Genomic DNA, 24,404 nt, shown 5'->3' with positions numbered 1-24,404 from the left:
TTTGCTATCAAATAAATAGCTAGATGCGCGTATTCTACGTGGGCCAGGTGCTTATTTGATCCTGGAAGTCAGCCACACCAGCCCTAGTACCGGAACGCCGAGCAGGGCGGTAACGGTAAAGAAGCTGCTGTAGCCGAAATGGTCCACGTACACGCCGGAGTAGCCCGCCACGAACTTGGGCAAGAGCAGCATCATGGAACTGAACAGTGCGTACTGGGTGGCGGAGTAATTCACATTGGTCAGGGACGACAGGTAGGCAATGAAGCCTGCCGAGGCAATCCCGCTGGCGAGGTTGTCGGCTGAGATCACAAAAATCAGGGCATGCACGTCATGTCCCTGGCCCGCCAGCCAGGCAAAGAGCAGGTTGGTGGCCGCGCTCAGCACCGCGCCCAGCATCATCACCCGCATCACTCCCATGCGCATGGCCATGGCGCCACCCACAAAGGCACCCGCCAGGGTCATGACCACGCCGTAGATTTTGGTCACCGCGGCCACTTCGTCCTTGGTGTACCCCATGTCTACATAAAACGGATTGGCCATGATGCCCATTACCACGTCGCTGATGCGGTAGGTGGCGATCAGCGCCAGAATCAGCGCCGCGTGCCAGCGGTAGCGGCCCATGAATTCGGAAAACGGCTCCACCAGCGCGCCGCGTATCCAGTCTGCGGCGTTTTTGGCGGCAGGCATGGCCCGCTGGGCGGGTTCTGGCGAGAACAACACGGTCAAAACGCCGGGCAGCATGCTGGCGGCCATCACCCAATAGGCGGTTTGCCAGGCACCTTGCTGGTAGGCGGCGGCCGCGCCAGCGACGGCATTGGGCACTTCAGCGCGGGCGGCAATCCACAGTGCGCCGGCACCGGACCAGATCATGGCCAGGCGGTAGCCCGTCTGGTAGGTGGCAGCCAGCGCGGCCTGGCGTTCGTTGCTGGCCGATTCGATGCGAAAGGCGTCCAGTGCAATGTCCTGCGTGGCGGAGCCAAAGGCCACCGCCAGTGCACCCCACACGATGGGCGCCAGCGCCAGCTTGGGGTCGTTCAGGGACATGAACACCAGCGCAGCCATGATGACCGCTTGCGACAGCAGCAGCCAGCTGCGCCGCCGCCCCAGCAGGCGCGTCAAAACCGGGATGGGCATGCGGTCCACCAGGGGTGACCACACCCACTTGAAGCCATAAGCCAGGCCCACCCAACTCAAAAACCCGATCGTGGTACGGTCAATGCCCGCTTCGCGCAGCCAGAAGCTCAGGGTGCCAAACACCAGCAGCAAGGGCAGTCCGGCTGAAAATCCCAGTGACAGCATGCGCAGGGATGCGGGCTCCAGGTACACCTTCAGGGTGGCAATCCAGGTGGGCTTGTCAGCCGGTGGAGCCGTGCCGTGCGTTGGTGTGGTCATAGAGGAATAATACCGTGATGAAGTCTGAGTCTGTCTGCAAACCAAAGAAGCCCGAGGCATGGGTGCTGCCCCAGCTGCTGCTCGTGCTCGTCTTGTTGAGTGGGGTGCCGCCTGTCCAGGCGCGTGACGGGGTGGACGTGGGCGGCAACTCGGCTTTTGCCAACCTTGTTTCGGCTGATCAGGTGGAGCAATCGGCCTCGCAGCAATATGCGCAGATGCTCAGCCAGGCGGCCAGCAAGAATGCGTTGGGCCCCAAGGACAACGCACAGGTGCAACGCCTGCGCGGCATTGCCCGCAAAATCATTCCGTTTACGGCGGAATGGAATCCCCGTGCCCGGCAATGGAGCTGGGAGGTCAATCTGATTGGTTCCAGCCAGATCAATGCCTTTTGCATGCCGGGCGGGAAGATTGCCTTTTACAGCGGTATCCTGCAAAAGCTCAAGTTGACTGACGACGAAGTCGCCATGGTCATGGGTCACGAAATCGCCCATGCTTTGCGGGAGCACGCGCGTGAGCGCATGGGCAAAAACGCCGCTACCGGCATCGGTGCCAATTTGCTCAGCCAGGTGCTGGGCCTGGGGCAGGTAGGACAGACCGTGACCCACTATGGCGCCCAACTGCTGACGCTGGAGTTCAGCCGGACCGATGAGTCCGAGGCGGATCTGGTGGGAATGGAACTGGCCGCCCGCGCCGGGTTTGACCCCCGCGCCGGTGTCACCCTGTGGCAAAAAATGGGAGCAGCCAACCGCTCGGCGCCTCCGCAATGGCTGTCTACCCACCCGGCTGGCGCCACCCGCATCGCCGATATTCAGGCCAATTTGCCCCGCGTCATGCCCTTGTACGAGCGGGCGCGTACCCGTTAGACCGGTTCATGGCCCACTCAGAATCGGCAACATTTCCTGTGCCCACTGGATGGAGGCCTCCTCGTACAAGATGCCTTTTTTGAGAATCATGTGGTGTATGCGGGCCTCCCGGGACAGGACTTGCTCCTGGGAGAAGTCCCGCGCCTCAATCGCGCGGTAAGTCTGCAGTTTTTCCTGATGCAGGGCAATGCGTCGTTGCAGCTCCACGTGCAGCCCCAGCGGCCCCATCGCAGCGTCGGCGCGCAGGCGCACCATGAACTCGTCGCGCAGATCAATCGGCGCAGACGGCTCAGCCACCCAGCGCAACAGTTCTTGCTGACCCAGCGGCAGCACTCGGTACATGCGCTTGCGCGTTTTGCCCGCGTCAGGCGCGCTGCTGGACTCAATCCAGCCGGCGGCCTCCATGCGGCCCAGTTCCCGATAAATCTGTTGGTGCGTGGCGTGCCAGAAGAAGCCGATGGACTTGTCGAAACGACGCGCGAGGTCATACCCGGAAGAAGATTTTTCCAGCAGAGAGGTAAGCACGGCGTGCGACAAAGACATGGTGGGAGTCTACGTGCAGGCATCAAACTATGCAACCAGTTGCATAAATATCCGATATGCCATACAGTGCTGCAACTGGTTGCATAGTCGCGCTGTTTTGCCCCCTTTTTGAGGAGTTATCCATGACCGCTTACCCCCATATGTTGGCCCCGCTTGATCTGGGCTTTACTACCTTGCCCAACCGCGTCCTCATGGGCTCCATGCACGTGGGGCTGGAGGAGGCCAAAGACGGTTTCAACCGCATGGCTGCGTTTTACGCCGAGCGCGCCCGCGGTGGCGTCGGTCTGATCGTGACCGGCGGCATTGCCCCCAACGACCGGGGTCGCCCCATGCCCGGCGGCGCCCGCATGACCACCGAGGAAGAGGCTGCAAAGCACCGCGTGGTAACCCAGGCGGTGCACGACGCGGGCGGCAAGATTGCCATGCAGATCCTGCACTTTGGCCGCTACGCCTACCATCCCGAACTGGTGGCCCCCAGCGCCCTGCAGGCGCCCATCAACCCGTTTCGCCCCAACCCCCTGAGTACCGAAGAGGTTCATCAGACCATTGACGACTTTGTGCGCTGCGCCGCACTGGCCCAGTCCGCAGGGTACGACGGCGTGGAAATCATGGGCTCCGAAGGCTACCTGCTCAACGAATTCATTGCTACGCGCACCAACCACCGTGACGACGAGTGGGGCGGATCCTATGAAAACCGCATCCGCTTTCCCGTGGAGATCGTGCGCCGCACGCGTGCGCGCGTGGGCCAGAACTTCATCATCATCTACCGCCTCTCCATGCTGGATCTGGTGGAAGGGGGTTCGACCCTGGAGGAGGTGGTGCAACTCGCCCAAGCGGTGGAAGCGGCGGGCGCCACCATCATCAACACCGGCATTGGCTGGCACGAGGCACGCATTCCCACCATTGCCACCAAGGTGCCGCGCGGAGCGTTTGCCTGGGTGACGCGGAAACTCATGGGCAAGGTGGGTATTCCGCTGGTCGCCACCAATCGCATCAATACCCCTGACGTGGCCGAGCAACTGCTGGCGGACGGCTTTTGCGACCTGGTGTCCATGGCGAGGCCGTTTCTGGCGGACCCCCTGTTCATCCAGAAGGCAGCGCAAGGGAAAGCCGACGAGATCAACACCTGTATCGGCTGCAATCAGGCCTGCCTGGACCACACCTTTGGCGGCAAGATCACTTCCTGCCTGGTGAACCCGCGTGCCTGTCACGAAACCTTGCTCAACATCATTCCATCGGCCACCCGCGGGCGCGTCGCTGTGGTGGGTGCGGGCCCCGCAGGCCTGGCCTTCGCCACGACCGCCGCCCAGCGCGGATTCGAGGTGACTCTGTTCGACTCGGCATCCGAGATCGGCGGGCAGTTCAATATTGCCAAACAGGTTCCGGGCAAGGAAGAGTTCTTTGAAACTCTGCGTTTCTTTGGCCGCCAGATCGAACTCACGGGCGTCAAGCTGGCGCTGAACCACCGCGTCACCGCGCAGGAGCTCACTGCCGGCGGCTATGCGCATGTGGTGCTGGCGACCGGCGTGAGCCCGCGCACGCCTGACATTGAGGGCATCAACCACCCCAAGGTGGTGGGCTATCTCGATGTGCTGCGCGACAAATGCGCCGTGGGCAAAACCGTGGCGCTGATCGGTGCCGGCGGCATTGGCTTTGATGTGGCCGAATACCTGCTGCACAGTGGCACCAGCCCTAGCCAGGACCCTGCCAAGTTCTTCGCTGAGTGGGGTGTGGATACCAGCTACGCCACCCGTGGTGGCCTGACCCCCGAACACATTGAAAAAAGTCCACGCAAGGTTTATCTTCTGCAGCGCAAAGCGAAAAAAGTGGGCGACGGACTGGGCAAAACCACCGGCTGGATTCACCGTACATCCCTGAAAAACCGCCAGGTCGAAATGCTGGCAGGTGTCACCTACCGCAAGATCGACGAAGCGGGTTTGCACATCACCGTGGGCGATCGTGAGATGGTCATACCCGCCGACACCGTGGTGGTGTGTGCAGGCCAGGAGCCACAGCGTGCTTTGCAAGCCGAGTTGGTCGCCGCAGGCTGCGCCGTTCACCTGATAGGGGGCGCCGATGTCGCCGCCGAGCTGGACGCCAAGCGGGCAATCAAGCAGGGCACTGAACTTGCTGTCGCGCTGTAACGCCCGCCCGAAAACCGATCAGGAGAAACACACATGCATCCCAACCCCCCACTCCAGAGCGCCGCATTGGCCACCCTTGAACAGTGGCATGCCATGGTCGCCCGGCGTGATCTGAGCGAACTGGGCACCTTGCTGCACCCGCATGCCGTTTTTCGTTCCCCCATGGCGTACAAGCCCTATCCCGGCGCGAAGGCGGTTTCACTGATCCTCAACACCGTCATGGCTGTGTTCAGCGACTTCACCTACCACCGCCAACTGGCCAGTGCCGATGGCCTCAGTGTGGTGCTGGAATTCAGTGCCAACGTCGGCGATAAGATGCTCAAGGGAATCGACATGGTTCAGTTCGATGCGGATGGAAAAATCGTCGAATTCGAGGTCATGGTGCGCCCCATGAGTGGCCTGCAAGCGCTGGGGGTAGAAATGGGCAAACGTCTGGCCGCATTTGCTCCACAATAATCACCACGACCACGCGCGTTCGCTACCCATAACAAACAGGAGAAATATCCCATGCTACAGCCCGGCCTCATGATGGACCGCCCCTTGCTTTTATCCAGCGTGATCGAACACGCTGCCGCCCAGTTTGGCGACGCTGAAGTTGTTTCCCGAGAGACCCATGGTCCCTTGTTCCGCTATACCTATGCCCAATGTGCGGCGCGGGCCCGAAAGTTGGCCAACGCCCTGACCACTTTGGGTCTGGAAGAGGGGAGCGCGGTAGGGTCCATTGCGTGGAACAACCATCGTCACCTGGAAGCGTATTACGCGGTCTCGGGCAGCGGCATGGTCATGCATACCTGCAACCCGCGCCTGCACTCGCAGCAGCTGATCTACATCATCAACCACGCCGAGGACAGCGTGATGCTGTTTGACGCCACTTTTGCGCCGCTGATCAAGGGCATTGCGGCCCACTGCCCCAAGGTGCGCGCCTGGGTGTGTCTGTCGGAGGCGGCCCACATGCCCGCCATTGAGGGCGTCGCCAATGTGATGTCATACGAAGACTTGATTGCACCGTGTAGCGAGCAGTTTGACTGGCCCGAGTTTGACGAACGCACCGGTGCCGCACTGTGCTACACATCCGGCACCACCGGCAACCCCAAAGGGGCCCTGTATTCACACCGCTCCATTGTGCTCAATGCCATGTCGGGGTGCCTGCCGGGTATTCTGTCGCTGTCAGCCGATGAGGCCATCTTGCCGGTCGTGCCCATGTTTCACATCAATGCCTGGTGCATTCCGTACGCGGCGCCCATTGCGGGTGCCAAGCTGGTTTTGCCGGGACCGCGCCTGGATGGGCAGTCCCTGTACGAATTGATGGAATCCGAGCGCGTGACGGTCAGCGCCGGTGTGCCGACCATCTGGCTGTCGTTGCTGGCCCATGTGGAACAACATGGTTTGCGCTTTAGCACCATGCGCCGCACCGGCGTGGGCGGCTCGGCCATGCCCAAGTCACTGATTGCCAAATTCATGGACACCTACGATGTGGAGGTGCGCCACGGCTGGGGCATGACGGAGACCACAGCCATCGGTACCATGGGCACCCTGATGCCCAAACACAAGGACTGGACGCCAGAGCAAAAGCATGCCTTGCTGGCCAAGCAGGGCAAGAGCGCGTTTGGTGTAGAAATCAAGGTGGTGGACGAGCAGGGCGCCACGCTGCCGCGCGATGGTGTGGCACAGGGTGAACTGATGGTGCGCGGGCAGTGGATCCTGGCGTCCTACTACAAGGGTGAGCGCTCCCCACTGGTGGACGGCTGGTTTCCCACTGGAGATATCGCGACGATTGATGCCGATGGCGTCATGCAGATCCGCGACCGCACCAAAGATGTAATCAAGACCGGTGGCGAATGGATCAGCTCCATCGACCTGGAAAACGCCGCTATCGCCCACCCGGCCGTGGCGATGGCCGCAGTGATTGGCGTCAAGCATCCCAAGTGGGATGAGCGCCCGCTGCTGTTTGTGGTCCGCAAGCCAGGGCAGAGTGTGGAGAAGCAAGAGATGCTGGCCTTCCTGGCCGAGCGCGTTGCCAAGTGGTGGGTGCCCGATGACGTCATCTTTCTGGATGCGTTGCCAGTAGGCGGTACCGGCAAGGTCCAAAAAGGCGACCTGCGCAAAGAGTACGGCGGCGTTTTCAGCTAACCCGGCGTGCCTCGCTTGTTTGGGCACCATGCACTGCTTCTTTCAAGCCAGCTTGTAGTTTCCAGTCAGCCGACGGGCAGGTGCCCGCCACGATCGGGGTCGAGTTGTGGGCGGGGGCAGTGTGGTGGCCGCCGCGGGCGTGAACTGCCTGGGTCCGGTCGAAGCGCGACCGCACTTTCGGAACCGCGGGAATTGAACACCGAGTCTTATGGGTGTATGGAGGAGAATGGACTTGATGAAGTTCACGGATCTACCTGAGGTGTTTTGGCAAGGCTCTGGCGGGCGGGCTCGTCATCTCGGCTGGCGTGCTGTGTACGGATTCATCGTGCCCCTTGCCAGCGGCATTGGTCGAGTATCGACGTCGGAGCGTACTTGAGTTCCACAAGTTCCAACGCTGCGGGGGCCTCAGGCGGCACTCCGCGGCGGAGTCATTCGATTCACCGTGAGCGCTGGCGACTGAGCGCTGCGTTGTTGCTCTCCCTGCTGATTCACTCGCTTCTCTTGAGTTTGAGTTTTGGCGGCCAGGGATTGGGCTTTCCGGGCTTTGGCTTCCCATGGCAAGATCGACGCATTGAGGTGCCCGATCTGCGCGTGGTACTCATTGCGGCACAGGCCCCCGCCGCTGATGCAGTATCGACTGAGCCGCCAATTGTCGGTGGGCTGGCTTTGATGCCATCCGTGTTCCCATCCCTGGCTCCGCGTCAGAAAGTGGCCGTGATCGTACGCGAGCCTACGATGACTGCCAGCGCCGAGCCGCTGGAAAATCACAAGCCAACCGCAGCGGGCAATGCAATGGACAAGAGTGTGTCCGGCGTGGTCTCTGCGAACGTGCCGTTGCTCGCGGATGGGCCGGGTGATGTAGCGCCCGCGTCAGTCCCTCGGCCGGAAGTAATTGCATTGGAGCGGTCCGACGCTGCGGCCTTGGTCGTTCCCGTCGTCCCTGTCGCTCCGGCGGCACCGATGCCCGTGATCGCTGTAGCGCCGACCGCGTCGACTGCAGAGACCGCGGTGCCGGCGTCTCGAGATGCGGGCGATGCAGCGCAATCGCAGATCTACGCGGAAGCACAAGAGCGAGCTGTTGAAACGGCCAAGCTTGATCTTGCGAAGCAGCTTGAGACGGAACGGAAGGCGGCCGCTCAGCAAGAGGCGGTGCGACAGGTGGCCGCCCGCCAGGAAATTGAACGGGGCGAGGCGGCGCGTCTGGACGCTGAGCGCCTGGAGGCCGCTCGTCAGGCGGCGGCGCGGCAAGTCGCGGCACGGGAGGAGCAGGAGGCGCGACGCGATGCAGCACGCCGGGCGATGGGACGACAGTTGGATGAAGAGGCCGCCCGGCGTGAAGCGGCTTCGCTTGCAGCGCCCCCGTCACCCCTGCTACCCGCCACGTCGAGTAGCGCACGTCGAGGCAGGCTCTTCGGTCGCACCGACGCCAACTCCGAACTCATCCTGTATGCAGAAGCCTGGGGCCGGAAGTTCCAGCTGAACATGACCATTGACATGGTTCGAGAAGCGGCGAAGCAACCTCACGCCGATCCCTTGGTGACCGTGGCACTCCGAAGCGACGGCTCCGTCGAGTCGGTGACATTTGTTCGCTCCAGCGGCGTGGCGGGAATTGACGAAGCGATACGTCGTATCGTGCAAAGCCAGGCGCCCTATGCCCAGTTCTCGCCGGGTCTGGCTCGCGAGTTTGACGTGATAGAAATCCGCAGGACCTGGACCTTCGATACGGCCATCCGCTTGTATTGATCTGACCGCTGCGCGACAGAAACCGATCAGAACTTGAAGTCGTAGTCGATGGAGATCGGTGCGTGGTCGGAGAACTTTTCGGCCTTGTAGATGCTGACTGACTTTGCGGTCGACGCCAACTCCGCAGTCGCCAAGTGGTAATCCAGCCGCCACCCTACGTTCTTGGCGTACGCCTGGCCCCGATTGCTCCACCATGTGTAGCAGTCTTCAGTGGCAGTAGGTTCCAGATGGCGGTACACGTCCACCAATTGGTGTTCGGTCAGCATACGGGTCATCCAACCCCGCTCGTCCGGCAGGAAGCCGGAGTTCTTGCGGTTACCTTTCCAGTTTTTCAGGTCCATTTCCTGGTGCGCAATGTTGACGTCGCCGCACAGGATGAACTCCCGTTGCGAATTGAGCGCCGCCAGGTGCGGCTGAAATTCCGCCAAAAACCGGAACTTGGCCAATTGGCGTTCTTCACCCGATGAGCCGCTGGGGAAGTACGCGCTGATGATGGACAGTTTGCGAGAAGGGGTGTCAAAGCGAAGTTCCACGTATCGCCCCTCGGCATCAAACTCTGGCGAACCGTAGCCAACAATGACATCGCTGGGCGTGCGCTTGCTGTAAATGCCAACGCCCGAATACCCTTTCTTTTCTGCAAAGTGGAAGTGTCCGTGCAGGCCGGACAATTGTTCGAAACGCCCGGCGATGTCGGTGGCCTGTGCCTTCACCTCTTGCACGCAAATACAATCAGGCTGTGCCTGCGCAAGCCAGGCTTCCAGTCCTTTGCTGGTGGCGGAGCGGATGCCATTGAGATTCAGGCTGGTTAACTTAAACAAGGAAATTCCCCATGTCGGACCAAGACCCTCAGCATGACGCTTTAGCCCTGGAGTTTGTTGAATTTGCAGTGGAATGCGGGGTGCTGCGCTTTGGTGAGTTCAAGACCAAAGCGGGTCGTATCAGCCCGTACTTTTTCAACGCTGGCCTGTTTGACGACGGTGCCAAGCTGGGGCGTTTGGCCGAATTTTATGCGCAGCGGCTGCTGGCCAGCGGCATTGAGTTCGATATGGTTTTTGGCCCCGCGTACAAGGGCATCCCATTGGGTGCCGCCCTGGCGGTGGAATTGGCGCGCCGCGGGCGCAACGTGCCGTTTGCCTACAACCGCAAGGAAGCCAAAGACCATGGGGAGGGCGGCACACTGGTGGGCGCACCGCTCAAGGGACGTGTGTTGATTGTGGATGACGTGATGTCAGCAGGAACTGCTGCGAGAGAGTCCATCGCCATCATTGCGGCGGCGGGTGCGACGCCCCACGCGGTGCTGATTGCCCTGGATCGACAGGAAAAAGCGACCGAAAATGGCGAGGATGTCCCTTACAGCGCGGTTCAGTATGTGCAGCGCCAGCTGGGCTTGACGGTCTGCGCAATTGCGAAGCTGGGCGATTTAATGCACTATCTGGAAAAGCGCGGTGGAGGTTCTTCCGGGCAGGAGCACCAGCGCGTGCTGGCCTATCGCGAGCGCTACGGTGTTGATGAAGGGTGAGAATGAAAATCAATATTATCGGTTCAGCATGCGCCCTACTGGTTTTGACCAGCGCGGGCGTGGCTTCGTGGGCACAGAATTCGCCGGTCATTTCGGGGGTTTACACCTGTGTGGATGCCAAAGGACGCAAGTTGACGGCAGATCGTCCGATTCCTGAGTGCACGGATCGTGAGCAAAAGGTACTGAACCCGAGCGGCACCGTCAAGACCAAGGTTGGGCCCACACTGACGGCGCAGGAGCAGGCCCAGCTCGAGCAGAAAGAGAAACGGCAAATCGAAGACCGCGGACGCGTGGCGGAGGAGAAGCGGCGCGACCGGGCCTTGCTCACGCGCTATCCCAACCGGGCAGTTCACGATCAGGAGCGCGCGGAAGCACTGGCCCAGATTGCCGTGGTTATTAAAGCAGCGACCAATCGCCTCGAAGAGCTGGGCCGCCAGCGCGTAGGAATCGACGAAGAGATGGAGTTCTACAAGAAGGACCCCAGCAAAGCGCCGGCCTATGTGCGACGTCAGCTGGACGAGAATATCCAGAGTCAGGCCGTGCAGAAGCGGTTCATCGCCGAGCAGGAAGGCGAGATTCGCCGTGTCAATGTGCGCTTTGACGACGAACTGGTTCGCCTGCGCCAGCTTTGGACGACGATTTCACCGTCTCCCGCCCGCTAGCTCAGTTTGAGAGTTTGCTGCGCAACAGGTCGTTGACCTGTTGCGGGTTGGCCTTGCCTTTGCTGGCTTTCATGATTTGGCCGACCAGCGCGTTGAGCGCCTTCTCGTTTCCCGCCTTGAATTCGGCCGCATTCTTGGCGTTGGCGGCGATCACTTCTTCTACGATTTTCTCGAGTGCGCCGGTGTCGTTCATTTGGCCCAAGTCGTTTTCGCGAATTAGACGTTTAATCTGCGCTTGGGCAGCCAGTATTCTTTCGAATGCTTGCACCGCATCATCAAACCGTTCTTTTTCGTTGGTCCACAGCTCCTTGAAAAGCGCTTTTGCGCCTGATCCATTGACGTCGCCCATCGACACCGCTGAGATGATTGAAGCCAGTTGCATTGAGTCAACGTGAGAGTGCTGAATCGCGAGGTTGGCGCTGTTCAAGGCAGCACTGAGTTCGCCCAATATCCAATTTGCAGAGAGTTTGGGCTGGCCGCTTGCTTGTGCAGTCGCTTCAAAGTAACTGGCCATTTCTTTGGACTGAGTTAGAAGCGTTGCGTCGTATTCGCTTAAACCATACTCCGCTGCAAACCTCGTCGCCATCACACGCGGCAATTCGGTCATTAGCCCCCGTATTTGCTCGATCCACTGCTCTGAAATGCATAGCGGAGGCAGATCGGGGTCAGGAAAGTAGCGGTAATCGGCGGCGTCTTCTTTGCTGCGCATGGCGCGGGTCTCACCCGTGTCGGGGTTGAACAGCACGGTAGCCTGCTGGATCGCATGTCCGTCTTCGATCTGTTCAATCTGCCAGCGAACTTCATAGTCGATAGCCTGCTGCATGAACTTGAAGCTGTTCAGGTTCTTGATTTCGCGTCGTGTACCCAGCGGATCACCGGGCTTGCGCACCGATACATTGGCGTCGCAGCGGAAACTGCCTTCCTGCATGTTGCCGTCACAGATGCCGATCCAGGTCACGATTTTGTGCAACTCTTTAGCATAGGCCACCGCTTCAACCGAGGACCGCATGTCGGGCTCAGTCACGATCTCCAGCAGGGGCGTGCCTGCGCGGTTCAAGTCAATACCCGTTTGCCCGATGAAGTCTTCGTGCAGCGATTTGCCCGCGTCTTCTTCCAGGTGGGCACGCACCAGCCGCACCGATTTTTTCTCGGCCACGCCTTTCACTTCAGGCATGAAAAATTCGACGCTGCCGCCTTGCACCACCGGGATTTCAAACTGGCTGATCTGGTAGCCCTTGGGCAGATCGGGGTAGAAGTAGTTTTTGCGCGCAAAAACGCTGACCGGGGCTAGGTGCGCACCAATGGCCAGCCCGAACTCGATGGCGCGCTCTACCGCGCCTTTGTTCATGACGGGCAAGGTGCCGGGCAATGCCAAATCCACGGCACAGGCCTGGGTGTTGGGCTCGGCACCAAACGCGGTGGATGCGCGGCTGAAGATCTTGCTCGCGGTGGACAGCTGGGCGTGCGTCTCGAAGCCGATGATGACTTCATAGCCTGACACCAGTGGGCCCGTTGGGCGGCCCTGTTGCTGTGCTTCAAATGTGTTCAGGGTCTCGCTCATGTCAGAAGCCCTCCGGCGTGTGTGCGTGCCAGTTCGTGGCTTGTTGGAAGCGGTGGGCCGCGTTGAGTAGCTTGGCTTCTTGAAAGTAATTGCCAATCAGTTGCATACCAATCGGCATGCCTTTGTCGGTGGCATTCTGCGCAAAACCGACCGGCACGCTCATGCCGGGCAGGCCTGCCAGCGAGGCGGGCAGGGTGTAGATGTCGGCCAGGTAGTTGGCCACCGGATCGTTTGATTTTTCGCCCAACTTCCACGCGACGGTGGGGGCCACGGGGCCGGCAATCACGTCGCACTGCTGGAAGGCGTTCTGAAAGTCGTCGGCAATCATGCGGCGAATTTTTTGTGCCTGTAGGTAATAGGCGTCGTAGTAGCCATGTGACAGCACATAGGTGCCAATCATGATGCGGCGCTTGACCTCGTCGCCGAAACCTTCGGCGCGGGTCTTTTTGTACATGTCCGACAGGTCGGTATATTTCTCGGCCCGGTGGCCAAACTTGACGCCATCAAAACGGCTCAGGTTGGAGCTGGCCTCTGCGGGCGCAATGATGTAGTACACGGGGATCGACAGCTCGGTGCGCGGCAGGCTGATGGGCACCAGCTTGGCGCCCAGCTTTTCGTATTCTTTCAGAGCCGCATCAATGGCGGTTCGCACGTCGCTCGACAAGCCGTCCGCAAAAAACTCCTGGGGAATGCCAATACGCAGGCCTTCGAGGGAGTCCGATAGCCTCCGTGAAAAGTCTTCAGCGGGCACATCAAGGGATGTGGAGTCACGGTCCAGATCCGGGCCGCACATGGCACTGAGCAGCATGGCGCAATCCTGCGCCGAGCGGGCCATGGGGCCTGCCTGGTCCAGGCTGGAGGCAAAGGCAATCATTCCGTAGCGTGATGCACGGCCATAGGTAGGCTTGATGCCCGTGATGCCACAAAACGCGGCGGGCTGGCGAATGGAGCCGCCGGTATCGGTGCCGGTCGCGGCTGGCGCGAGCCTCGCTGCGACGGCGGCGGCGCTACCGCCGGACGAGCCACCGGGGACACGGTCCAGGTTCCACGGGTTGCGCACGGGCTCTACTGCGCTGTGGCCGACGGGCGCAATCGCCGAGTTTTCATTGCTCGAACCCATGGCGAACTCATCGCAGTTGAGCTTGCCCAGTGTGACCACGCCCTGCGCGGCCAGATTGGCGACCACGGTCGCATCAAAGGGCGAGTGGTAGTTCTTCAGCATGCGTGACCCAGCCGTCGAAACAAAGTCTTTGGTGACAAAGATGTCCTTGTGGGCGATGGGTATCCCTTCCAGTACCCCGGCTGTGCCGTTGGCAATGCGGGCGTCAGCCGCGCGTGCTTGCGCCAGCGTCGTTTCTTCCTGGATCTCGACATACGCGCCGAGGTCTGAATGGGCGCGACTTCGCTCTAAAAAGTGGCTGGCAAGTTCAACAGCCGAAACCTGCTTGCTGCGCAGCGCCTCGGTCAATGCGTGGACGCTCAGGTCGTGAAGGTCCTGGGAGTCAGTGGTTTTGAAGGACGTCATCGTGTGCTTTTTAAATTATTCAATCACCTTGGGCACCAGAAAGAGCCCGCGCTCCACCGCTGGCGCGCTGCGCTGGTTGGCTTCGCGTTGATTGGGCTCACTCACCCGGTCTTCCCGCAGGCGCAATGCGATGTCGGACAGAACGACGACGGGGTGGGCCAGCGGCGTGATGCCGGTGGTGTCCACTGCCCGCATCTTCTCCACAATCGCGAAAAAATCGTTCATTTGACCCAGCAGACGATCACTCTCGGCGGGCTGCAGTTCCAGGCGCGCCAGATTGGCAATGCGCGCGATATCGGTAGATGTCAGGGACATGGTGCGTTTAGAGTTGAAACCAAAGGTAAATCGAGCCTGAACGCGCTCTTCTGGGCGGGTTATTCACAGGCAATCGGTTATTATCCTGCCTTTGGTCCAAGTCTCGCAAAAACCCGAAACTTGACACTAATCTTACGATTTTTAACGATAAAACTGTGGTGATGGCTGGCCGAAGTGCCTGTTGTGCCCGAGAGGAATTTTGATGTTTGGTGCATTTCGTCGGTATTTTTCTACCGATCTGGCGATTGACTTGGGTACAGCCAACACCCTGATTTTTGTGCGCGGACAGGGCATTGTTCTGGATGAGCCTTCCGTAGTCGCCATTCGCCACGAAGGCGGACCCCAGGGTAAAAAGACGATTCAGGCCGTCGGCAAGGAAGCCAAAGCCATGTTGGGCAAGGTCCCCGGCAATATTGAAGCCATTCGCCCCATGAAAGACGGCGTGATTGCCGACTTCACGGTGACCGAGCAAATGCTCAAGCAGTTCATCAAGATGGTGCATCCGCGCGGCATTTTTCGCCCCAGTCCGCGCATCATCATTTGCGTGCCTTGCGGTTCTACCCAAGTTGAGCGTCGTGCCATTCGTGAATCCGCGTTGGGCGCGGGTGCCAGTGATGTGTACCTGATTGAAGAGCCCATGGCCGCCGCAATTGGCGCCGGCCTGCCCGTATCGGAGGCCAGCGGCTCCATGGTGGTCGACATTGGCGGCGGCACCACCGAGGTGGGTGTCATCAGCCTGGGCGGCATGGTCTACAAAGGGTCTGTCCGCGTGGGCGGCGACAAGTTTGACGAAGCCATCATCAACTACATCCGCCGCAACTACGGCATGCTGATCGGTGAGCCCACGGCAGAGTCCATCAAGAAGAAAATCGGATCGGCATTCCCCGGCTCCGAGGTCAAGGAAATGGAAGTGCGCGGGCGTAACCTGTCCGAGGGCGTGCCACGCAGCTTCACCATCTCCAGTAACGAAATTCTCGAAGCGCTGACCGATCCGCTGAACAACATTGTCTCCGCGGTCAAGAACGCGCTGGAGCAGACCCCGCCAGAGTTGGGTGCTGACATTGCCGACCGCGGCATGATGCTCACCGGTGGCGGCGCCCTGTTGCGCGACCTCGATCGTCTGCTGGCTGAAGAAACAGGCCTGCCGGTGCTGGTGGCCGAAGATCCTCTGACCTGTGTGGTGCGCGGTTGCGGCATTGCGCTGGAGCAGATGGAGCGTCTGGGCTCCATTTTCACCAGCGAATAATCGTCGGAATCAGCGATGCCACTTGGTACGCTGGACAGAGCGCCGCCTCCCTTTTTCCGCCAAGGGCCTTCGGCCCTGTCAAAACTGGCCGTGTGCAGCGCTTTGGCACTCTTGCTCATGGTGGCGGACGCGCGGTTCAAGGTCATGCAGCCCTTGCGTGTGGCACTGGCTACCGTACTTTACCCAGTGCAGTGGCTGGCGCTGCGTCCGGTAGTCCTGATCCAGGCCGGAAGCCAGTATTTTTCTTCCATGACCGCCGCCCAGGCGGTTCAGGAAGAGGCGCTGACAAAGCGCAATTTGCAATCGCAACGGGCCAATCAGGTGGAGCAACTGTCGCTGGAAAATGCGAGGTTGCGCAAGCTGCTCGGATTGCGGGAGCGTTTGCAGTCTCCCGGTATGGCGGCGCAAGTTCTTTACGACGCAGCCGACCCCTACAGTCGTAAAGTCTTCATTGACAAAGGCATGGCGGACAAGGTGGGTTTGGGTTCTCCGGTTCTCGATGAGGCCGGTGTGCTCGGGCAGGTCACCCGGGTCTATCCATTGGTCAGCGAGGTGACCCTGATTACCGATAGGGACCACGCCATTCCGGTCCTTAACACCCGAACCGGCGCGCGGGGTGTGGCTTTTGGCGATATCAGCACGCATGCTGACGCTCTGGAGTTGCGCTTCATGGCGGCCAACGCCGATGTGGCGGCTGGCGATCTGTTGACAACCAGTGGCGTCGACGGCGTGTATCCACCCGGTCTTCCTGTCGCGCGAGTCGAGAAAGTGGAGCGCCGCGTTGACGCGGTGTTCGCCCGCATTTATTGCGTTCCGCTGGCGTTGGTTTCTGGTTCAGGGCATGTCATGGTGCTGGAGCCCTTGTCCACCCAGATCCCGGCACGGCCACCGGCTGACTTGCCAGCCGCGCCGTCCAAACGAGGTACCTTGAAATGAGTGCTTCGCGCTTTTGCTCTGTGCGCACGGAGTCATCCTCATGATCATGCGGCCCGGTCAGCAGTTGCTGTTGCCAGCCAACCCCCTGTTTGTCTGGGGTAGCCTGCTGGTTGCCCTGTTGCTCAACATGGTGCAAAACATGGGCCTCTGGGGGCGCGCCGCCTGGACTCCCGATGTTCTGGCCGTGGTGCTGGTCTTTTGGGCTGTGCACCAGCCCTTGCGGGTCGGAATTGTGACGGCCTTTGTGTTTGGTTTGCTGCTGGATGTGCATCAGGGTGGTTTGTTGGGGCAACATGCCTTGGCCTACACGGTGCTGAGCTTTCTGGCCATCACCATCCACCGGCGGTTGCTGTGGTTTACGGTTCCTTCGCAGGCCGCGCAGGTGCTCCCCTTGTTCGTTGCTGCGCATGCGGTTGAGCTGGCGTTGGGCATGGTCGGCGGCGGCACGTTTCCCGGCCTGTTGATGTTGCTGGCACCCGTGATTGAAGCCGTGCTGTGGCCCGTGGCCAGTATTGTGCTGCTGGCACCCCAGCTGCGGGCGCCGAATCCAGACGCCAACCGGCCTCTGTAGGATGACTGAACTACGCAACGTCGAAGCCGATCTGGCGCGCTTTCGTACCCGTGTCTATGTGGTGAGCGTGGTGGTGCTGGCGTGCTTCGTGTTGCTGGCGCTGCGCCTCACCTACCTGCAAGTCATACGCCACGATGATTTGCGTGCGCAGGCCGAGAGCAACCGCACATCCATCGTCCCCATCGTGCCCAACCGGGGGCTGATTCTGGACCGCAATGGCGTGGTGCTGGCCAGCAACTATTCAGCATATACCCTGGAAATAACGCCATCAAAAACGGGCGGCGTGGAGCAGACGCTGGACGATCTTTCCAGCGTGATGGATATCACCCCGCGCGACCGCAGGCGCTTCAAGAAGCTGATGGAAGAATCCAGAAGCTTTGAGTCCCTGCCGATTCGCACCCGTCTGACGGATACGGAAGTAGCCCGGTTTGCCGCGCAGCGTTTTCGTTTTCCCGGCGTAGAGATCAAGGCCCGGCTGTTTCGCAGTTACCCGTACGGCGAGCTGGCCAGCCATGTGATTGGTTATATCGGACGCATCAACCAGGCCGAAAAAGCGAAGATCGAGGACGACGACGACCAGGCCAATTACCGTGGTACGGAATACATGGGCAAGCTCGGCGTCGAGCAGAGTTTTGAGAGCCAGTTGCATGGCATCACCGGTGTGGAGCGCATCGAAACCTCGGCGGGTGGCCGAGCGGTGCGCAAGCTTGCCAGCAATCCGTCCACCCCCGGCAATGTGGTCGTGCTGTCGATTGACATCAAGTTGCAAAAGCTGATTGAAGACATGTTTGGCGATCGCCGTGGCGCGCTCGTGGCGCTGGACCCCAAGACCGGTGAGGTGCTGGCCTTTGTGAGCAAACCCACCTTCGACTCCAACCTGTTTGTCGAAGGCATTGACCAGGAAAACTGGCAGATGCTCAACGAGTCCCTGGACAAGCCTTTGCTGAACCGTGCCTTGCGGGGTACCTACCCTCCGGGCTCCACTTACAAGCCATTCATGGCCCTGGCAGCATTGCAGACGGGAACCCGCTCGGCCACGACGCTGATCAACGACCCTGGCTTTTACATGTTTGGCGGCCACCGCTTTGGCAGTCCGGAAAATGAAAAGGGCGGCATCATGGATATGCGCCGCGCCATCGTCGAATCCAGTAACCCCTATTTCTACTCGTTGGCCAATGAGTTGGGCGTGGATGCCATGCACGACTTCATGAAGCCGCTCGGCTTCGGACAGATCACAGGCATTGATATCAATGGCGAGGTGCGTGGCGTGTTGCCCAGCCAGGCATGGAAGCGCAAGTATTACAAACGCCCGGAGCAGCAAAAATGGTACGCAGGGGAAACCATCTCGCTGGGCATCGGCCAGGGCTACAACAGCTTCACCATGCTGCAACTGGCCCAGGCGGTTTCCACGCTGGCTAACGCCGGGGTCAAACACAAGCCGCAACTGGTGATCGCCACACAAGACGCCACGTCCCACGTGCGGGAACCGGTGCCTCCGGCAGCACCGGAAGACCTGGGTTTCAAACCCGAAAATGTCGACATCATTCGACGCGCCATGGTGGGCGTGACGCAGGAGGGCACGTCGGCCCGGGTGTTTGCCGGTGCGGGCTACCTCAGCGGGGGCAAGACCGGAACAGCGCAGGCCGTGTCCCTGAACCAAAAGGAAAAATACAACGCGGCCAAGATGGAAGAACGCCAGCGCGACCATTCACTGTACATCGCGTTTGCGCCCGCGGAAGATCCAAAAATCGCGCTGGCAGTCATTGTGGAAAATGCCGGCTTTGGTTCCACGTCGGCTGCACCCATTGCACGACGCGCCTTTGACTATTGGCTGTTGGGCCAATACCCGAATGCGGAAGACCTGATTGCCGTGAGCAAAGGCCAAGCGACTGCGCCGATGGGCAAACCCCGTCTTGCTGCGGAAGTGCCTTGGCCGCGTGGGGCGGCTGCTGCACCCGCACCGGTACCTGCCGTCAGTGCGGCGACTTCAGGCAAAGCAGGCCGCTAGCCCCCGTAGATATTGCGCAAGCAGCTATTAAAACCATAGCGTTCATCGCAGGTAGGCATCGTAGCCAGTCTTGAGAATCAGAGCGCTGACAACGGCAATAAATACCCAGCGAACAAATCCCGTGCCGTGCTTGAGTGCCAGGTGCGTACCCGCCAGGCTGCCCACGACATTGGCCACTGCCATGACCAGCGCGAAGTGCCACCACACATGGCCTTTCAGGGTGAACAGCAGCAGCGCCGCCAGGTTGGTTGCGGTGTTGAGCAGCTTGGCACTGGCCGACGCGTGCAGAAAATCGTAGCCCAATACACGCACCATCAAGAAAACAAAGAAGCTGCCCGTGCCCGGTCCGAAGAATCCATCATAGAAACCAATCACCGCACCGATGCCGCTGGCTACCAGCGCCTCACGCGTACCGGCGAAGCGCGGAACATGGTGTCTCCCCAGTTCCTTCTTGGCCAGGGTGTAGACCAATACCGCAAGCAGCACAGCGGGAAGCACCTTGCGCAAAAACTCAGGGGATATCACCGTCACCAGCCACGCACCACCCAGCGATGCAACAAAGCCCGCCAGTGCCGCAGGCCCCAGTGCATGCCAGGGCATATCGACCCGACGGCTGTATTGCACGGTGGCCATGCCGGTTCCCCAGATGGAGGCGCCCTTGTTGGTGCCAAACAGCGTGGCCGGGTGGGTCGTTGGAAAAATGGCAAACAGTGCCGGTACCAAAATCAGTCCGCCCCCGCCGACGATGGCGTCTACAAAGCCTGCCATCAACGAGGCCAGTGACGCAAAAAGTAGTTCCATGAACCATTGTCTCATTCGACTTTGGACGGGAAAGGTGCAGTGCGATGTCAGGGCAAGCAAACGCGCTCGCGTGAAAGCGGCCCCGGTTAGAGATAATTCGCCGATTAGCCAAGGGAACACCCATGCGCGTTGCGCCAGACAATCCGGACCAGATCGATATCGTCTACCTCTGGGTCGACGGTTCTGACGCCGTCTGGCAAAAAAAGCGGCAGCGTGCGTACCGCGCGTGGAGTGAGCGGAATCCGAACGAATTGGCCGTATTTGGCAACGCGGCCGGGCGCTTTCGTGACAACGGCGAACTTCTGTTCAATTTGCGTGCGCTAGAGCGCTTCTTCCCTGATCATGGGCATGTTTACATCGTCACCGATGGGCAGGTACCGCATTGGTTGCAACCGTCGCGGCGGATCACGGTTGTGGACCATGGAGCCCTGATTCCGCCATCGGCCGGCGCCGTGTTTGATTCTGGAAACATTGAGTCCTATCTGCACCGTATTCCCGGTTTGTCCGAGCGATACCTGTATTTGAATGATGATGTTTTTTTTGGGGCCACGGTCGATCCTGCGTGGTGGTTTGGCAACCGTTTGAAGGTGTTTGCGCAATCAGACATGCTGCCTGAATTCGCCTGCCTGCAGCCCCAGGAGACTGCGCTGGTGAATGCGTCCATCCTGTCAAAAGACTGGATGACCCAGCGTTACCCCGAGTACCGCCACGACCCGCGGGTGTACTCGCACGCACCCAGGCCCATGCTCAAAAGCGCCATGTATGAGCTGGAAGCTCTGGCGTCCGAACTCTTTGCGCACGTGCGTTCCACCGCGTTCCGGTCCTGGCGCAGTCCGCCCCTCGTATCCGATCTGGTGCCGCGCTGGATGGTGCATACCGGGTATGCCGAGCAAATCGTTCTGGACCCGTTGCACATCAGCACCGGCGACCGTATGGCCAGGCAGCAGCTAGATACCTTGCGTAGCCGATTTGGCAAGCTGCCTTTCTTTTGCCTCAATGACACCTGTGACGAAGCCCCGGACGACGATCCGCGTTTGCTGCGCGTGACGCGGACGCTGGACACACTGTTGCCGGAGCCATCCTCTTTTGAGCACATGGTGGAAGACAGCGAGGCCGCCTAGAGGGGTTGTCACCGGTGTGTGTCGCTTGCGCGCAGGCATAAAAAAAGCACTGGACCAGCCAGTGCTTTTTGGAACTGCACCTCTTGGCGGATGCAGATATTATTGGTCTTCGTTAGCCATCTCCTCGGCTTCTCTTCCTTCAGTCGCTTCGCAGTTGCCGCTTCGCGTAAAGTGAAAGGACTGTACCCGAGGAATGCCCGCGTTCGTCTAAGGATTTACCCTCTACGTAGCGCTTTTTGATCTGAGAATTTCATCCTCCACGATCCACTGCGCCGCCTTCTCCGCAATCATCAGCGTCGGCGAGTTGGTGTTGCCGCTGGTGATCAGGGGCATCACCCCGGCATCTACCACCCGCAGGCCTGCAACACCATGCACTTTGAGTCGTGCATCGACCACCGCCATGGCATCTTCTTCGCGTCCCATTTTGGTCGTGCCAACCGGGTGAAAGATCGTTGTCGCAATGTCGCCCGCCAACTGCGCCAGTTCGGCATCCGTCTGGAATTGCAGTCCGGGTTTGTATTCTTCGGGTTGGTACTTCTGCAGGGCTGGCTGCGCCATGATGCGCCGTGTCACACGCAGCGAGTCGGCCGCAATTTTGCGGTCCACGTCGGTGCTCAGGTAGTTGGGCGCAATGGCGGGCGCATCTTCAAAGCGCGCAGTCTTGATGTGCACCGTGCCCCGGCTGGTGGGGTTCAGGTTGCACACGCTGGCCGTCATGGCGTTGAAGCTGTGCAGCGGCTGCCCAAAAGCCTCCAGGCTCAGTGGTTGTACGTGGTATTCCAGGTTGGGGTAGGGCTGGGCTGGATCACTGCGGGTAAAGGCACCCAGCTGGCTAGGCGCCATGCTCATGGGGCCGGTGCGCTTGAAGGCGTATTCAAGGCCAATTTTTGCCTTACCCCATAGCGAGTTGGCTTGCGTGTTGAGCGTGGGCGTGTTGTGCACCTTGAACACTGCGCGAATCTGAAGGTGGTCCTGCAGATTCTCACCCACACCGGGCAGGTCTTTGACCGCCGGCACGCCCACTGCTTGCAGACGTTGCGCGGAGCCAATGCCCGATAGCTCCAGAATCTGTGGCGAGCCAATGGCACCGGCGCACACAATCACTTCCAGGCGTGCCGTGACGTGGACCATCTCGTGCCCGTCCCACACCTGGGCACCGGTGCATCGCAGGGGTGCACCCGTGTCGCTGGGTTCAATCAACAGTTTGGCAACCTGTGCGCTGGTCCACAACTCGAAATTGGGCCGCGCATAGCAGGTGGGGCGCAAGAAAGCCTTGGCTGTGTTCCAGCGCCAACCCGCTTTTTGGTTGACTTCAAAGTAGCCCACGCCTTCGTTATCGCCGCGGTTGAAGTCATCGGTAGCGGGTATCCCGGCCTGCACGGCAGCCTGTGCAAAGGCATCCAGCACGTCCCAGCGCAGACGCTGTTTCTCGATCCGCCATTCGCCGCCCGCATTGTGGTGGCGCAGCAGTTTGCGGTACAGAGTGTTGCCGTCCTGCATCAGCGCCGGTGCCGTTCCGCGTGCGCCGTGCAGTGCGTTGGCCCCTTTGTAATGGTCTTCATGCAACTTGAAGTAGGGCAGACTGTTGTCCCAGGTCCAGTTGGCGTCGCCCACCAGCTGGGCCCATTGGTCGTAGTCACGGGCCTGGCCACGCATGTAAATCATGCCGTTGATACTGCTGCAGCCGCCCAGTGTCTTGCCGCGCGGGTAGCGCAGGGAGCGGCCGTTCAGCCCCGCATCGGGCTCTGTGTTGTAGAGCCAGTCGGTGCGCGGGTTGCCAATGCAATACAGATAGCCCACGGGGATGTGAATCCAGTGGTAGTCGTCTTTGCGTCCGGCTTCGATCAGCAGGACGCGCTTGGAGGCATCGGTGCTCAGGCGGTTGGCCAATAAGCTGCCTGCGGTGCCGCCGCCGATGATGATGTAGTCGAAAGTGGTGTCGGTCATTCTTCTGTTTTCAGTTCAATGGTGTGGATGCGATGGGGCCGGAAGGAGCTTTACAAAAGAAGGAAACAGACGATGGCGACTGAAGTGGGCAGAAGGGCACCCAGAAAAAGTCCCCCTGCGCCGATGGAGCCATCGTTGAAGCCCAGTTTGAGCAGGGCGGCGCCTGCCGGATTGGGTGCGTTGGCGATCACGGTGAGTCCACCACCCGCCACGGCGCCCGCAACCAGCATGTATTTGGACGTGTCGCTGATGCCCTCAATGAGCGAGCCCAGGTAGGTGAGCGCCGCGTTGTCCGTAATGGCGGTCAATGCGGTCGCGCCAAAAAACAGGGCGGTGGGTTCGAGGCTGGAAACGATAGGCTGCAACCACCACTGTTGCATGCCACCCAGCACCACGAGGCCTGCCAGAAAAAACCCCACCAGCAATCCTTCTTTCAGGATGAGCGGACTTTGAAAGCGCACGTAGGCCTGCGTGTAGCCCAGAAAGAACAAAAAAAGTCCGATGAACAGAACAGGGTGATGGGCCAATGCCACAACCCCTCCCAGAAAGATGAGGTGTATGAGGCTCACAAACCAGGGCACTGGCGTCCCAGCCAGCGCTTTGGTCGCCGCACTGGTGTCCGTGATGTGGGGGCGTAGCAGCGCCACAATGCCGGTGGCGTTGATGACTACGGCGACAGCCGCCTTCCACCCCAGTGTGCTGGCCATGAAGGCCGAGTCCCAGTTCCAGGTGGTGGCCACCATCAGTACCGGGGGTGCCGCAAACGAAGTCAGCGTTCCGCCCACGGATACGTTGACGAAGAGCACGCCAAGAGCCACGTACTTGAGGCGTTCGGGGATGCCGGGTCGAAAGATCTGCGGCGCCAGCATTAGCGCGGCCAGTGTCATGGCAGCGGGTTCTGTGATCAATGACCCCATCAGGGGAACCGCTGCCAAGCCGAGCCAAACCAGCACGACAGGTGTGCGTATCGGTATGTAGCGCGCGAGCGCGCCCAGCAGTTGTCGAACGGCTTCCAGCACCGGCCGCGATGCCGCAACGACCATCACCACAAACACAAACAGGGGCTCGGTGTAATGCCGCGATTCGACATAGTCCATGGCCTGACTGGGGCCAGCGACCACGGCCATGGTTGCTATCAGGACGAATGCCCAGAAGCCAAAGACCACTTCCACTTCGCCCAGCAGGTGCAGCAGGCCCGCGTGCTTGGGGTGGCGGTGGGCCAATACTTCGAAATACTTGGCGCCAAACGTATGCAGCAGCGCCACGCCAAAAAGAGCGGCGCCAATGATGTGGATCATGTCAGTATGCATTACGTGCTCCGTTGCGAGGGTGCCATGGTAACCTGCAGGGGCTCGCCCTTGGCAAGGGGCTGAACGC

General features: G+C 60.2%; 21 protein-coding genes. 12 read left to right on the top strand and 9 right to left on the bottom strand.

Annotated elements, in window-relative coordinates; all coding sequences use genetic code 11:
- Positions 1-51: 51 nt before the first annotated feature.
- On the bottom strand, positions 52-1,392 hold the full coding sequence (locus AC097W_RS07055; protein WP_479601775.1) for an AmpG family muropeptide MFS transporter: 1,341 nt from the start codon (positions 1,390-1,392) through the stop codon (positions 52-54).
- A 17-nt stretch (positions 1,393-1,409) separates the two neighbouring features.
- Here AC097W_RS07055 and AC097W_RS07050 point away from each other — a divergent pair, with 17 nt between their 5' ends.
- Positions 1,410-2,255 (top strand): M48 family metallopeptidase, encoded by an 846-nt coding sequence (locus tag AC097W_RS07050; protein WP_479601774.1) that lies wholly within the window; start codon positions 1,410-1,412, stop codon positions 2,253-2,255.
- A 6-nt stretch (positions 2,256-2,261) separates the two neighbouring features.
- On the opposite strand, the gene AC097W_RS07045 is transcribed toward AC097W_RS07050, so the two are convergent.
- Positions 2,262-2,798: a PadR family transcriptional regulator gene (locus AC097W_RS07045; protein WP_479601773.1), complete on the bottom strand. Its 537-nt coding sequence runs from the start codon at positions 2,796-2,798 to the stop codon at positions 2,262-2,264.
- Between the two features lie 122 nt (positions 2,799-2,920).
- On the opposite strand from AC097W_RS07045, the gene AC097W_RS07040 reads away from it, so the two are divergent.
- From AC097W_RS07040 to AC097W_RS07025, 4 genes are all read left to right on the top strand, one after another.
- On the top strand, positions 2,921-4,942 hold the full coding sequence (locus AC097W_RS07040; RefSeq protein ID WP_479601772.1) for an oxidoreductase: 2,022 nt from the start codon (positions 2,921-2,923) through the stop codon (positions 4,940-4,942).
- Positions 4,943-4,975: 33 nt separating this feature from the next.
- The gene (locus AC097W_RS07035; protein ID WP_479601771.1) at positions 4,976-5,398 is read left to right on the top strand and encodes a nuclear transport factor 2 family protein; all 423 of its coding nucleotides are present in this window, start codon (positions 4,976-4,978) and stop codon (positions 5,396-5,398) included.
- A 51-nt stretch (positions 5,399-5,449) separates the two neighbouring features.
- Positions 5,450-7,072: a 3-(methylthio)propionyl-CoA ligase gene (locus AC097W_RS07030; protein ID WP_479601770.1), complete on the top strand. Its 1,623-nt coding sequence runs from the start codon at positions 5,450-5,452 to the stop codon at positions 7,070-7,072.
- Positions 7,073-7,444: 372 nt separating this feature from the next.
- Positions 7,445-8,815, top strand: coding sequence for a TonB C-terminal domain-containing protein (locus tag AC097W_RS07025; RefSeq protein WP_479601769.1), 1,371 nt, complete (start codon positions 7,445-7,447; stop codon positions 8,813-8,815).
- Positions 8,816-8,841: 26 nt separating this feature from the next.
- On the opposite strand, the gene AC097W_RS07020 is transcribed toward AC097W_RS07025, so the two are convergent.
- Positions 8,842-9,633 carry an exodeoxyribonuclease III gene (locus AC097W_RS07020; RefSeq protein WP_479601768.1) on the bottom strand — a complete coding sequence of 264 codons (792 nt, stop codon included), beginning with the start codon at positions 9,631-9,633 and terminating at the stop codon, positions 8,842-8,844.
- 11 nt (positions 9,634-9,644) lie between these two features.
- Between AC097W_RS07020 and pyrE the strand changes: the two genes are divergently transcribed.
- Together pyrE and AC097W_RS07010 are read left to right on the top strand one after the other, a co-directional pair.
- Positions 9,645-10,334, top strand: coding sequence for an orotate phosphoribosyltransferase (pyrE, locus tag AC097W_RS07015; protein WP_479601767.1), 690 nt, complete (start codon positions 9,645-9,647; stop codon positions 10,332-10,334).
- A 2-nt stretch (positions 10,335-10,336) separates the two neighbouring features.
- Positions 10,337-10,996 carry a DUF4124 domain-containing protein gene (locus AC097W_RS07010; protein ID WP_479601766.1) on the top strand — a complete coding sequence of 220 codons (660 nt, stop codon included), beginning with the start codon at positions 10,337-10,339 and terminating at the stop codon, positions 10,994-10,996.
- Position 10,997: 1 nt separating this feature from the next.
- Here AC097W_RS07010 and gatB read toward each other — a convergent pair whose 3' ends face one another.
- From gatB to gatC, 3 genes are read right to left on the bottom strand one after another with little or no spacing between them, the layout of a single operon-like run.
- Positions 10,998-12,557 (bottom strand): Asp-tRNA(Asn)/Glu-tRNA(Gln) amidotransferase subunit GatB, encoded by a 1,560-nt coding sequence (gene gatB, locus AC097W_RS07005; RefSeq protein ID WP_479601765.1) that lies wholly within the window; start codon positions 12,555-12,557, stop codon positions 10,998-11,000.
- Position 12,558: 1 nt separating this feature from the next.
- Positions 12,559-14,082, bottom strand: coding sequence for an Asp-tRNA(Asn)/Glu-tRNA(Gln) amidotransferase subunit GatA (gene gatA, locus AC097W_RS07000; protein WP_479601764.1), 1,524 nt, complete (start codon positions 14,080-14,082; stop codon positions 12,559-12,561).
- A 15-nt stretch (positions 14,083-14,097) separates the two neighbouring features.
- The gene (gene gatC / locus AC097W_RS06995; RefSeq protein ID WP_479601763.1) at positions 14,098-14,397 is read right to left on the bottom strand and encodes an Asp-tRNA(Asn)/Glu-tRNA(Gln) amidotransferase subunit GatC; all 300 of its coding nucleotides are present in this window, start codon (positions 14,395-14,397) and stop codon (positions 14,098-14,100) included.
- 202 nt (positions 14,398-14,599) lie between these two features.
- Between gatC and AC097W_RS06990 the strand changes: the two genes are divergently transcribed.
- The 4 genes from AC097W_RS06990 to mrdA are packed head-to-tail and all read left to right on the top strand — an operon-like array spanning position 14,600 to position 19,158.
- Positions 14,600-15,643, top strand: a complete 1,044-nt coding sequence (locus AC097W_RS06990; protein ID WP_479601762.1) for a rod shape-determining protein — start codon at positions 14,600-14,602, stop codon at positions 15,641-15,643.
- Between the two features lie 15 nt (positions 15,644-15,658).
- Positions 15,659-16,579: a rod shape-determining protein MreC gene (gene mreC, locus AC097W_RS06985; RefSeq protein ID WP_479601761.1), complete on the top strand. Its 921-nt coding sequence runs from the start codon at positions 15,659-15,661 to the stop codon at positions 16,577-16,579.
- A 40-nt stretch (positions 16,580-16,619) separates the two neighbouring features.
- Positions 16,620-17,150: a rod shape-determining protein MreD gene (gene mreD / locus AC097W_RS06980; protein ID WP_479601760.1), complete on the top strand. Its 531-nt coding sequence runs from the start codon at positions 16,620-16,622 to the stop codon at positions 17,148-17,150.
- Between the two features lies 1 nt (position 17,151).
- On the top strand, positions 17,152-19,158 hold the full coding sequence (gene mrdA / locus AC097W_RS06975; protein WP_479601759.1) for a penicillin-binding protein 2: 2,007 nt from the start codon (positions 17,152-17,154) through the stop codon (positions 19,156-19,158).
- Positions 19,159-19,200: 42 nt separating this feature from the next.
- On the opposite strand, the gene AC097W_RS06970 is transcribed toward mrdA, so the two are convergent.
- Positions 19,201-19,959 (bottom strand): sulfite exporter TauE/SafE family protein, encoded by a 759-nt coding sequence (locus tag AC097W_RS06970; protein WP_479601758.1) that lies wholly within the window; start codon positions 19,957-19,959, stop codon positions 19,201-19,203.
- Between the two features lie 122 nt (positions 19,960-20,081).
- Here AC097W_RS06970 and AC097W_RS06965 point away from each other — a divergent pair, with 122 nt between their 5' ends.
- The gene (locus AC097W_RS06965; RefSeq protein ID WP_479601757.1) at positions 20,082-21,080 is read left to right on the top strand and encodes a Stealth CR1 domain-containing protein; all 999 of its coding nucleotides are present in this window, start codon (positions 20,082-20,084) and stop codon (positions 21,078-21,080) included.
- A gap of 222 nt (positions 21,081-21,302) precedes the next feature.
- Here AC097W_RS06965 and AC097W_RS06960 read toward each other — a convergent pair whose 3' ends face one another.
- Together AC097W_RS06960 and AC097W_RS06955 are read right to left on the bottom strand one after the other, a co-directional pair.
- Entirely contained in the window at positions 21,303-23,027 is a 1,725-nt protein-coding gene (locus AC097W_RS06960) for a GMC family oxidoreductase (protein WP_479601756.1), read from the bottom strand.
- Positions 23,028-23,077: 50 nt separating this feature from the next.
- Positions 23,078-24,337 carry a putative Na+/H+ antiporter gene (locus AC097W_RS06955; RefSeq protein ID WP_479601755.1) on the bottom strand — a complete coding sequence of 420 codons (1,260 nt, stop codon included), beginning with the start codon at positions 24,335-24,337 and terminating at the stop codon, positions 23,078-23,080.
- Positions 24,338-24,404: the final 67 nt, after the last annotated feature.

The sequence above is a fragment of the Rhodoferax sp. GT1R46 genome, assembly GCF_056521285.1.
This window is presented reverse-complemented; position numbering and strand designations above follow the sequence as displayed.